Source organism: Streptomyces sp. NPDC021356, assembly GCF_040641015.1.
GTDB lineage: Bacteria > Actinomycetota > Actinomycetes > Streptomycetales > Streptomycetaceae > Streptomyces.
Window position 1 is genome coordinate 150042 of the sequence record NZ_JBFACU010000019.1, and the last position, 11058, is coordinate 161099.

Consider the following 11058-nt stretch of genomic DNA (forward strand, 5'->3'; position numbering starts at 1 on the left):
CGATCGGGGCGATCGCCGCGAGTTCGAACATGCTAACGGCAGGTGTGGGCGGGTTTCGCCGCTGCCGGAGGCTGCCGGGCCGCGCGCTGCCGCACTTGATGCAAGACCTGGACGCCGCGGGCGGTGAACCACCCCGATGGGCGCTTGCAGGAGTCCACGAGGGGTGCTGTCGCCGGAGGGGAATGGAGCCCGGGGGGCCGGGGCACACGGGTCGTCGTACGACGCCTGTGGATCACCGCGACGAGGGAGACTCCTGATGCTCATGGCACACCCCACCGTGCTGAGGAACCTGCTCGAGCAGTACGACACGCTGCGGATCCTGCACGCCGAGGACGGCAGCCCGGAGGTGCGTCGGCGTATGGAGGACCTCGCGTACACGCTGTGCGTGTCCACCGGGACCCGTGACATCGACGCCGCCCTCGTCGCGGCCCGACACCAGCTCCCCGGCGCCCGCCCGCTGGACGACTCCCTCCTGTCCGCCTGAGGGGGCCTGACGGGGGAGGGGGCGCGTCCGTACCCCGCGGGCCGCGCCCCGCCGACGGGCGGCGTATGTCACCGCTGCCGCGCGCCGACGGGCGGCGTACGTCACCGCTGCCGCGTCCCCGCTTCCTGGAGGTCGCTGCCCGAGGAAGCCGGTGCGAGGCCGTAGAGCTTCTCGGCGTTGGCGTGGGCGATCTTGTGCTGGTCCTCCTCGGGCAGTGTGTGCAGGAGGTCGGCGACCGCCGCGGCTTCGATCCGGTGGAACGGGTAGTCCCCGGACAGCAGGATGCGGTCGGCGCTCGTGTGGTCCAGCGCGTGGCGCAGCAGCCGCGGGGCCAGCATGCCGCTGGTCGCCACGTGGATGTTCGTCGCGAAGTACTCGCAGACCCGTCGCCGGAGGCGAGGGGCGAGGTCGGAGAGCCGGTCGGCCCGGTCGAGCCAGAACAGAAGCAGCTCCCCCCAGTGACCCAGGACGATCTGCAGGTCCGGGTGGCGGTCGAACGTGCCGCGCAGGACGAGCCGGAGCGCCGCCACCCCCGCCTCGATGTGCCAGCCCCAGCCGAAGGTGGCCAGCCCCAGGTCGAGGGCAGGACCGAAACCGCTGTAGGACGCCTCGCGGACCGCGTTCGGCGGGATCTGCGGGTGGATGAAGACCGGCCGTCGCAGCGCGGCGGCGGTCGCCAGCACCTCGTCGTAGGCCGGGTCGTCCAGCAGGCGGTCGCCGCAGCGGCCGTAGGACATGATCCCGACGTGACCGGGCACGTCCGCGGTGCGCCGCAGCTCCGCCAGCGCGGCGTCCGGGTCCGACATCGGCAGGGCCGTCATCGCCCTCAGCCGGTCCGGGTGGCGCTGGACGGCCTCACCGGCGCGGTCGTTCGCGGCGCGGCTCAGCGCCACCGCCTCCCGGACGGGGAGCCCGTGGGTGCCCGGAGGGGCGAGCGAGAGGATCTGGACGTCGACGCCGGCCGCGTCCATCGCCTGAACGCGTTCCGTTCCGATGTCGAGCAGGCGCGCGGGGATGTCCCCCCGGTCGTTCAGCGCCACACTCTCGTCCCGCGCTCCCGCGGGCCGCGCGCGCAGGGTCTGGTCGAGTTCGGGGGTGGTCCAGTGTTCTTCGATGGCGATGACTCTCATGGTGCTCCTGTCTCCGTTCCGTCGTACGGGGACGAGCGTCGGCGATGCGGGCCGCGCGACCGCCCGGAATCGGCGCGATCTGTAGGCTTGCCGCCATGTCGCAGCCGGAGGTCGCCGATTCCGTCACGCTGGAGCGGGACGATGTGCGAATCCTTCGCGCGCTCCAGATCGACCCCCGCGTCCCGTTCGCGACCGTCGCGACGGTCCTCGGACTGTCGGAGCCGACCGTCTCCCGCCGTTACCGCCGCATGCGGCGGGCCGGGGTGATCCGCGTGGTCGGAATGGTCGACCCGGGGGCGCTGGGGCAGAGCCGGTGGATGGTGCGGCTGCGCTGCCGGCCGGGCAGCGCAGCGGCCATCGCGGAAGCGCTCGCGCAGCGCGACGACATCGGCTGGGTCGCCCTGAGTGCCGCCGGGTCCGAGGTCACCTGCGCGGTGCGCTCCCGGTCGCAGGAGCAGCGCGACGATCTGCTCGGCCGCCGGCTTCCCCGCACCGCCGCCGTGCTCGACCTCCAGGCGTCGGTGATCCTCCGCCAGTTCATCGGCGGACGGGGGCACTACTGGGCCGCCCTCGCCGGGACCCTGACTCCGCAGGAGGAGTCGGCCCTCGGGGGCGGCGACGTACCGTTCACCGAACAACCGGTGGTGCGCGAGCAGTCCGCGCGGCCGCGCGCCGAGGACGAGCAACTGCTCGCGGCCCTGGCCACTGACGGCCGGGCCACCCTCGCCGACCTCGCGACCGCGGCCGGCCTCACCCCGGGCCGCGCGTCCCGACGGCTGCACGCGCTGCTCTCCGGTGGAGTGACCTACATCGACGTGGAGATCGCACCGCAGGCCCTCGGGTACCGGGCCCGGGCGAACCTGTGGATGCGCGTCCACCCGGCCAGGGTCAAGGCCGTCGGACGGGCGATGGCACGGATGCCCGAGGTGGCGTTCGCCGCGGCGGTGTCCGGACCGCACAACCTCCACGCCGCCGTCCACTGCCACGACCTCGACGGGCTCTTCGAGTTCACCAGCGACCGCCTCGGGACCCTGCCCGGCGTCGAGACGATGGAGATCAGCCCCGTCCTGCGCCACGTCAAACAGGCCGGAACCCGGGTGGCCGGCGACCGCCTGAGCGAGCCGCCGAGCGCGGGCACCCGCCGCTGAGGCCGCGACCGCCGCTGCCCGGTCATGTGACCATGTGGTCATGTGCGGTCCTGCGGGGTACGAGGGGGCCGTCGGGGCAGCCGATCGGGCTCTCCCGGCACTCCAGCACGGCCGCGGCGGACGTCAGGCCGTGCCGCCGGGGCCGGGCGGCAGGTGCACCGTCATGATCAGGTGGCAGGTCCCGGTGCCCGAGCCGCGGTAGGTGTGGGACGTGTCGCCGCCGAAGGTGGCGGTCTGGCCGGCTTCCACCGGGTGCTCGGTGCCGTCGACGACCAGCGTCATCCGGCCGGACGTGACGCTGACGGTCTCCACGACTCCGGCCTGGTGAGGATGGCTCGGGTACTCCTCGCCCGGCTCCAGCCGCCAGCGCCAGACCTCGACCGGGGCCGGCCCCGAGGTGGTCAGCATGAGCCGTGCCTCGCCGCCTCGCGGTCCGCTCCACAGCGGGGTCAGCGCGTCGGCGGCCACGACGCGTACGCGCCCCTCGGTCCGGCCCTCCAGCAGGGCGGAGACGGAGACGCCGAGGGTGTCGGCCAGCCGCACCAGCGTGGCGAAGTTCGGGTTTCCCTGCGCCTTCTCCAGCGCCACGAGGGCGCCCTTGCTGACCTGGGCGCGCCGCCCCAGCTCGTCCAGGGACAGACCCGCGCGGGTGCGGGCCGTCCGGACGTTGTGCGCGAGCGTCCGCAGAGCCGCATCGGTCTCCGGCATCCGGTCCCTCCTCAGTCAGTGGACCAGTGCAATGTACCGTACGGTCGTTCAATTGACGCCATGCGGTCAGTCTGTTGTACGCTACGGTCGTTCCACCGAGACAGTAAGGGATGTACCGTGATCGCACTGCTGCTGGCCCTGGGCAGCTCCCTCGCCTACGGATGCGCCGACTTCCTCGGCGGCCTCGGCGCCCGCAAGGCGCATGTCCTGCGGACCGTCATGGTCGCCGCCCCCGCCAGCCTCGCGGTGGAACTGCTGCTCTGGCCCGTCCTCGGCGCCTCCTTCAGCCCCGGCGCCCTCGGCTGGGGAGCCGCCTCCGGCGTCGCTTCGGCCGCCGCGTTCGCCCTGCTCTACAAGACCCTGGCCATCGGCCCGATGAACGTGCTGTCGCCCGTCACCGCGCTGGTCTCCGCCGCACTGCCCGTGGCAGTGGGCCTGCTCCAGGGCGAACACCTCTCCCTCGCCGGACTGATCGGTCTGCCGCTCGCGCTCGCCGCGGTCGTGCTGGTCAGCGCCGGACACGGCGCGGGCGCCGCCCGGCCGTCCCGGACGGCGCTGCTGCTGGCCTTCGGGGCGGGCGCCGCCATCGCCCTCCAGCTGATCTGCCTGCACCAGGCGCCGTCCGACAGCGGTGTGGCCCCCCTGATCACCGGCAGAGCGGTCTCCTCGGCCGTCACCCTGACCGCGGCCGGGCTCCTGCGCCGCAGGCTGGGCCGGGAGAAGCCCGCCTACGCGATCTCGGCGACCGCGGGCGTGCTGGACTCCGTGGCCAACCTGCTGTTCCTGCTAGCCGCCCGCAGCGGGGACCTCACCGTCGTCGCCGTGATCACCGCCCTCTACCCGGCCGGTACGGTGCTGCTCGCCCGCGGTGTACTCGCCGAACGCATCCACCGCGGCCAGCTCGTCGGCCTGGGCACCGCCGCCGTCGCGGTGAGCCTCCTCGCCCTCACCTGAACCGGCGCACGCCTGACCGGGACCACCGCCCGCCCACCTGTACCGGCGCACGCCCCACCGGGACCGCCGCCCGCCATGCCTGGACCACCGCCCGCCACCACCACGCGACCGCAGGCTGCCGCCCCACGGCAGTTCGACCGTACGATCGCGCGACACCCCGTCAAGGAGAACCGCATGTTCATTCAGCCCTGGGACGCGGCCCTGGACGACGCCGAATGGCAGACCTGGATCGCCGACGGCCACGACTTCGGTCAGCTCGCCGTCAACGGCCCGCCCGGCCAGGCGCCCGTCGTCGTCCCCACCCACTTCACCACCGACGGGGGGCACCTGCTGATCCACCTCGCCCGGCCGAACCTGGTCTGGAAGGCGATCGAGCACGACCCGAACGTCACCTTCACCGTCATCGGCGACTACGCCTTCATCCCCGGCCCCTGGCGGGCCAAGCCCGGCACACCGCCCACCGAAGGCGTCCCCACCAGCTACTACGCCTCCGTCCAGTTCACCTGCCGCGCCCATGTCGTCGACGACCCCGAGGCCAAGGCCGCGCTGCTGCGCCACCAGATGGCGCACTTCCAGCCCGAGGGGGACCACGCACCCGTCGAGGCCGGTCGGCCGCCCTACGGCCGCATGCTGTCCGGAATCCGCGGCCTGCGCCTGGAAGTCGGCGACGTACGGGCCAAGTTCAAGTACGACGACCACAAACCCGTCGAGCACCGCGCCGCAGTCGCCGGCCGTCTCACCGAACGCGGCCGGGGCCTCGACGTGCCCACCGCAGGGGAGCAACTGCGCCGCCTCGACCGCGTCGGCCCCCGGAATTCCTGACCCGACTCCCTTGCGCCGCCGAGGTCAGCCGGTGGCCGCCCGGGGTGCGGCGGCGGGGGAGCGGTGCTGGTCCACGACCCCAGCCACGATCCTCATCAGCCGGTCCCCCACCTGGTCGATGCTCCCGTTCTGCAGGCTGACCTGCGCGCCTTCGAGGACGAAGGTGATCTCGGCCGCGGCCTGCTCCGGGTCGGTCAGCCCCGCGTCGGCGCACAGGGCGACCAGCCTGCGGGTCTGCCGGGCCTTGTGCTGCTCGATCACCTGCCGTGCGGGGTGGGCGCGGTCGGGCAGCTCGGCGAGGGAGTTGATGAACGGGCAGCCGCGGTGCGAGAGCGTCGGCAGTCCGTCGGCGATGAAGCGGGCCAGGGCCAGGATCTGCTCCGCGGGCCGGCCGGGGTGTTCGGCCTCGGCCCGGTCGAAGGCGGCCTGGTAGTCGGCGGCGACGATCCGCAGCCACTCCGCGACCAGCGCGTCCTTCGTGTCGAAGTGCCGGTAGATCGCCATCTTGGTGGTCTCGGCCTTCTCGGCGATCGCCTGCACGCTCACCCGCCGGATCCCCTCGCTCTGGAACAGCTCCTCCGCCGCGTCGAGGATGCGTTCACGCGGCGGCAGTTTCGCCACCCTGCTCGGTCTTCTGGCGGTCGCTGTCATGACTGCTCCGTGGAATCCGGTCGGTTGTGGGGCCTGACATGCCCTGCTACGGTACCAGTCCGTTCCGCACGATACCGCTCGGTATCGTGCGGGACTCCTTGGTATCGTCTGGCCCACCGGGAGTGGCAGTGAAAGTGACCGAGTACGTGAACTTCGACGCGGTGGGGCTCGCGGATCTCGTGGCCGGGGGCGAGGTGACCCCCGCCGAACTGGAGGCGGCCGCACGCGAGGCCACACGGGCGGTCGAGCCGCGGATCAACGCCGTCGTGGAGACCTGGCCGACCGACGACGAGCCCGCCCCCGGCAGCGCACCGCTGGCCGGGGTGCCCTTCCTGATCAAGGACATCGGGGTCACCATGGCCGGCCGGCGCATGGAACTGGGCAGCCGCCTCGCGGCCGGACACGTCGCCCGCGCCGACTCCTTCCTGATGCGGCGCTTGCGCCGGGCCGGCCTCGTGACGTTCGGGCGCACCGCGACACCGGAGATGGCCTACAGCAACACGACGGAACCGGCGCTGTACGGCGCGACCCGCAACCCGTGGGACCCGGAGCGGAGCGCGGGCGGGTCCAGCGGGGGCGCGGGCGCGGCCGTCGCCGCCGGGGTGGTCCCGCTGGCACACGCCACCGACGCCGCCGGCTCGATCCGCATACCCGCGGCCTGCAACGGGCTCTTCGGGCTGAAACCGACCCGTGGCCGCATCTCCGCGGGCCCCGACTTCGACGAGGTCTTCAACGGCCTGGCCGTCCAGGGCTGCGTCAGCCGCACCGTACGCGACAGTGCGGCACTGCTCGACCAGATCCGCGGTCCGGAGCCCGGGGACCCCTACTTCGCCCAGGAGCCCGCGAGGCCGTACGCGGAGGAAGTCACCCGCCACCCCGGCTCGCTGCGCATCGGTGTCCTCGGCCAGGCGTGGGGAGGACACCGCACCACAGCGCCCGTGACCGACGCGCTCTCCCGCACCGTACGGCTGCTCGAATCCCTCGGTCACCGGGTGCAGGAGACCGAGGTCGGCCTCGGGGCCGACTGGGAGGAGTTCGTCCTGGCCGGCGCGCGCCAGTGGACGGCCAACCTCACGGCCCAGGTCGACGAGCTGGCCGCCGCCCTCGACCGGCCGATCGACTCCACGACCCTCGAACCGCCCGTCCTGGCGAGCTACCACTACGGGCAGCGGGTCGGCGGCGCCCAGTTCGTCAGCGCGCTCGCGGTCCGCAACCGCGTCGCCCGGAGCCTGGCACGGTACTTCGACGCCTACGACCTGCTGCTCACCCCGACCCTGCCGGACCTGCCCGTGCCCCTGGGCACCCATGCCGAGGGCGCCGAGGCACTGGACGGCCTCGGTTGGCTGCGCCGCCTCTTCGACCTCTCCCCGTTCACCGCGGTCTTCAACGTCGCGGGTACGCCCGCCATGTCCGTACCGGTCACGGCCGACACCGGGACGGGACTCCCGGTCGGCATGCAGTTCGCCGCCGGTTACGGGCGCGAAGACCGTCTCTTCCGTCTCGCCGCCCAACTCGAACAGGCAAGCCCGTGGCGGGAACGCACCCCTGTGGTGTGGGCGGGACATCAGGCGGGTGCCTGAGGAACGCCTCAGAACTCACCCGAACTGCGGGCGGGTTGACGGTCAGGTGCCCGGTCCGACGCGGAACGAGCGGTGGGCCGGGGCCCGGTGGGGCGGGCGGGTGACGAGGTGTGGCCGGGGGTGGCTGGTGGACCGGCTCATACGTGTGTGAGGAGGCGTTCCAGCGGCCGGGGGACGCGTTCCGGGGGCAGGTGCTCGACCAGGGCACGCGCGTACAGTGCCTTGCGGCCGCTGTGTGTGCCCATGAAGCGTCTCAGTTGGTGTTCCACGGGCCGTTCCCGCTGGGCGGGCTGGCCCTGGAAGGTGCGGAAGGGGCGTGTCTCGCCCTGCGCCTCGATGACCTGCCGCACCCCGTCGGCCCCGAGCGCCCGGATCAGTTCGTCCTCCAGGTCGGCCACGCACACGTGGAACCCGAGTTCCTCCAGTCCGGCGCGTCCGAGCCCGGTGCCCAGCCCCACCCGCTCCAGATGGCGCCGGAAATGCCGCTCCTCGCCGATGTCGCAGAGACCGGCCAGCGGCAGGCCGAGGCCCGGAGGGCCGCACACGTCCAGGAAGCGGCCGATGTTCGTCGCACCGCCGAGCGGAACCACCGCGACGCCCTCCGCGCCGAGGTCGCGGCCGGACCGCCCGGCCAGTGCCTCCAGCGCCGTTCGGTCACTGTCCCCCTCGACGAGCACGACCGTCCGCACGCCGTCGGCCAGTTCCCGAGCCTTGGCCGCCGCCGCGTCCGCCCCCGCCCCGCCGGCCGCCCATGCGACTGCCGCCGCACCGAACCGTCGTCCCGACTCGTCCACGAGACCTCGCTTCCCGCCGCCATCCTGGCACGGCCGCGACCCCGTACGCACGTGTGTTTCCCCGGCGCCCGGCGGGGCCGTCACGTACCGGCCAGTGAGTCCACGAGCGCCAGGGCGTCGTCGACGGAACCCGCCGGATCGTCGAGCGGGTACAGCACGCCGCGCACCGTGCGGGAGGAGTCGAGGACGAGGGTGAGCCGCTTGAGCCGGTCCACGCCCCCCGCGCGGAAGGTGGGCAGCCGCAGTGCCGCGGCCAGCTGGAGGTCGGCGTCGGACAGCAGCGGGAACGCGATCCGCTCGTGCTCCGCGAAGGCGGCGAGCTGGTCGGGGCGCTGGGTGCTGACTCCGTGCACCCTCGCGTCGCGCTCCGCGAAGTCCGCCATCCGGTCGCGATAGGTGCACGACTCCAGGGTGCATCCGCGGGTGCCCGGGATCCCGCCCCAGCCCGGCGGGTAGTCGTGTCCGCCGGGTGCGTACGCCCCCGGGAAGCAGTACAGGACCGTCCAGGCCCGGTCCGCGGAGACCGGGTCGACCGGCACGCCACCGGGGCCGGCGAGTTCGAGCGGGGGGAGACCGCGGCCCACCAGGGCGTGCACGCGCCGGGTCTCGGCGGAGTCGGTCGTGCTGGTGGCCGAGAGGGCGCCGTCGCCCATGACGTGGCGGGCACCCCAGTCCTGGAGGGCGACGAGGACCGGGAGCAGCCCGCGGCCGGCCGGCGTCAGGTGGTACTCGTAGCGCGGAGGGTGCGGGCTGTAGAGGCGCTTCTCCAGGACCCCGTCGGCGACCAGCCCCTTCAGGCGTTCCGCCAGCACTTTGCGGCTGATGCCGAGCCCGTCGCGGAGCGCGTCGAACTGGTGGGTCCCGCCCGCGACGTCGCGGATGAGCAGCAGCGTCCACGGGTCACCGACCACCGTCAGCGCCTGCGCGATCGCGCAGTCCGGGTCGCCCAGCTCTGTGTATCGCATGATCCATGAGTATAGTCAGTTCCCTAAAGAGACTCACTCGCTCGTAGGGGGCAGGCATGACGACGGTGACGCAGGGGCGGGACGAGGAGCACGGACGGTACGACGGCGCGGCGCGCGCGGCGGTCTTCTGGCGGTACTGGGGCGCCTCCACGGTGAGCGGGGCCGGTGACGCCGTGACGTCCGTGGCCCTGCCGCTGCTCGCGGTCCTGGAGCTGCACGCCTCGGCGTTCGAGGTCAGCCTGATCACGGCCGCCTCGTTCGCCTCGTGGCTGCTGATCGGCCTGCCGGCCGGGGTCCTCGTGCACCGTCTGCCGCTGCGCGGGACGCAGGTGGCGATGGACCTGGCCCGCGCCGTCGCCGTCGCCTCGGTTCCGGCGGCTGCCGCGCTCGGCGTCCTGGGTCTGACGCAGCTGATCGTGGTGGCCCTCGTGGTCGGACTGGCGTCCGTCGTCTTCGACGTCGGCAACTCGACCTTCCTGCCCTCCCTGGTCAGCAAGGACGAACTCACCGCGCGCAACAGCCTCACCTCGGGCACCAGGGCGGCCACCCAGCTCGGCGGCCCCTCCCTCGGCGGCGTGCTGGTCCAGGTGCTCGGCGCGGCGACCTCGGTCGTGGTCGACGCGGTGAGCTACGTCGTCTCGGCCGTGCTCATGGGCACGTTGCCCCGGGTCGCGCACCCAGCGCAGGAGGGGCCGCGCCGGGGCATGGGCGAGATGATCCGCGAGGGCTGGCGCTACGTCACCCGCCACCCCGTCATCGGCCCCTGCGCGGCGGACGCGACCGCCGTCAACTTCGTCTGCGGCGGCCTGATGGCGCTCACCCCGGTCTTCCTGGTCGACACGCTCGGCGCCCCGCCCGCCCTGGTCGGTGCGCTCATCGCGACCGAGGGCGTCGGCACCCTGATCGGTGCGGCGCTGACACCACGGATCGTCGCCCGGCTGGGCAGCGGCCGGGCGCTGCGCTGGGCAGCGCTCGCCGCACCGTGCTTCGCGGCGCTGCTGCCCCTGGCCGGCCACTCCGCCGCGCTCGGCCTGTTCGCCCTGGGCAACGGCGGTTTCGCCGGGGCCGTGGTGGTGACGAGCATCGTGACCCGTACCTACCGGCAGACCGCCACGCCCCCGGAGTTGCTGCCGCGCGTGATGGCGACGGTCCGCTTCATCTCCTGGGGCGCGATCCCGTTCGGCGCCCTGGCCGCGGGAGGCGCCGCCGCCCTGTGGGGCACCCGCGCCTCCCTGGCACTCCTGGCCGTGCTCTCCACGGTCAGCCCGGCGGTCCTCCTGGCGAGCCCGGTCCGCCGGATGCGCGAACTGGCCTGAGCAGGCGCCTGTGCGCGCCTGAGGTCGTACGGGACCTCAGTCCTTGATCTCGCAGATGGGGGCGCCGGAGGTGAGGGAGGCGCCGACTTCGGCGGTGAGGCCCTTGACGGTGCCGTTCTTGTGGGCGTTGAGGGGCTGTTCCATCTTCATGGCTTCGAGGACGACGATGAGGTCGCCTTCCTTGACTTCCTGGCCTTCCTCGACGGCGATCTTGACGATGGTGCCCTGCATGGGGGAGGCGAGGGTGTCGCCGGAGGCGACGGGGCCGGACTTCTTGGCCGCGCGGCGCTTGGGTTTGGCGCCGGCCGCGAGGCCGGTGCGGGCCAGGGACATGCCCAGGGAGGAGGGCAGGGAGACTTCCAGGCGTTTGCCGCCGACCTCGACGACGACCGTCTCGCGGCCGGTGTCCTCGTCGGTGTCGGTGTCGGCGGGGGCGGTGAAGGGTTTGATGTCGTTGGTGAACTCGGTCTCGATCCAGCGGGTGTGGATCGTGAACGGGTCGCTGG

The 11058-nt window shown here is 73.3% G+C and carries 12 protein-coding genes; 6 read left to right on the forward strand and 6 right to left on the reverse strand.

Annotated features, from left to right (window positions below):
- The first annotated feature begins 256 nt into the window (after positions 1-256).
- On the forward strand, positions 257-484 hold the full coding sequence (locus AB0G56_RS25485; protein ID WP_360973072.1) for a DUF5133 domain-containing protein: 228 nt from the start codon (positions 257-259) through the stop codon (positions 482-484).
- Between the two features lie 101 nt (positions 485-585).
- On the opposite strand, the gene AB0G56_RS25490 is transcribed toward AB0G56_RS25485, so the two are convergent.
- Positions 586-1614, reverse strand: a complete 1029-nt coding sequence (locus AB0G56_RS25490; RefSeq protein ID WP_360973074.1) for an amidohydrolase family protein — start codon at positions 1612-1614, stop codon at positions 586-588.
- Positions 1615-1709: 95 nt separating this feature from the next.
- Between AB0G56_RS25490 and AB0G56_RS25495 the strand changes: the two genes are divergently transcribed.
- Positions 1710-2762 carry an Lrp/AsnC family transcriptional regulator gene (locus AB0G56_RS25495; protein WP_360973076.1) on the forward strand — a complete coding sequence of 351 codons (1053 nt, stop codon included), beginning with the start codon at positions 1710-1712 and terminating at the stop codon, positions 2760-2762.
- A 123-nt stretch (positions 2763-2885) separates the two neighbouring features.
- Here AB0G56_RS25495 and AB0G56_RS25500 read toward each other — a convergent pair whose 3' ends face one another.
- Positions 2886-3470, reverse strand: a complete 585-nt coding sequence (locus AB0G56_RS25500; RefSeq protein WP_360973078.1) for an XRE family transcriptional regulator — start codon at positions 3468-3470, stop codon at positions 2886-2888.
- A 117-nt stretch (positions 3471-3587) separates the two neighbouring features.
- On the opposite strand from AB0G56_RS25500, the gene AB0G56_RS25505 reads away from it, so the two are divergent.
- Together AB0G56_RS25505 and AB0G56_RS25510 are read left to right on the forward strand one after the other, a co-directional pair.
- Complete coding sequence (locus AB0G56_RS25505; RefSeq protein WP_360973080.1) at positions 3588-4424, forward strand: DMT family transporter; 837 nt, start codon at positions 3588-3590, stop codon at positions 4422-4424.
- A 174-nt stretch (positions 4425-4598) separates the two neighbouring features.
- A complete protein-coding gene (locus AB0G56_RS25510; protein WP_360973082.1) occupies positions 4599-5246 on the forward strand; it encodes an FMN-binding negative transcriptional regulator in 648 nt (215 codons plus the stop codon).
- A 24-nt stretch (positions 5247-5270) separates the two neighbouring features.
- Here the strand turns inward: AB0G56_RS25510 and AB0G56_RS25515 are convergent, their stop codons facing one another.
- Positions 5271-5897: a helix-turn-helix domain-containing protein gene (locus tag AB0G56_RS25515; RefSeq protein ID WP_360973084.1), complete on the reverse strand. Its 627-nt coding sequence runs from the start codon at positions 5895-5897 to the stop codon at positions 5271-5273.
- A 128-nt stretch (positions 5898-6025) separates the two neighbouring features.
- On the opposite strand from AB0G56_RS25515, the gene AB0G56_RS25520 reads away from it, so the two are divergent.
- The gene (locus tag AB0G56_RS25520; protein ID WP_360973086.1) at positions 6026-7477 is read left to right on the forward strand and encodes an amidase; all 1452 of its coding nucleotides are present in this window, start codon (positions 6026-6028) and stop codon (positions 7475-7477) included.
- A 137-nt stretch (positions 7478-7614) separates the two neighbouring features.
- On the opposite strand, the gene AB0G56_RS25525 is transcribed toward AB0G56_RS25520, so the two are convergent.
- Positions 7615-8271, reverse strand: a complete 657-nt coding sequence (locus tag AB0G56_RS25525; protein ID WP_360973088.1) for an ATP-dependent endonuclease — start codon at positions 8269-8271, stop codon at positions 7615-7617.
- Between the two features lie 80 nt (positions 8272-8351).
- Positions 8352-9236, reverse strand: coding sequence for a winged helix-turn-helix transcriptional regulator (locus AB0G56_RS25530; RefSeq protein WP_360973089.1), 885 nt, complete (start codon positions 9234-9236; stop codon positions 8352-8354).
- Positions 9237-9292: 56 nt separating this feature from the next.
- Between AB0G56_RS25530 and AB0G56_RS25535 the strand changes: the two genes are divergently transcribed.
- Positions 9293-10552 (forward strand): MFS transporter, encoded by a 1260-nt coding sequence (locus tag AB0G56_RS25535; protein ID WP_360973090.1) that lies wholly within the window; start codon positions 9293-9295, stop codon positions 10550-10552.
- Positions 10553-10588: 36 nt separating this feature from the next.
- On the opposite strand, the gene AB0G56_RS25540 is transcribed toward AB0G56_RS25535, so the two are convergent.
- Positions 10589-11058 (reverse strand): biotin/lipoyl-containing protein (locus tag AB0G56_RS25540; protein ID WP_360973091.1); only part of this gene is annotated, 470 nt, incomplete at its 5' end.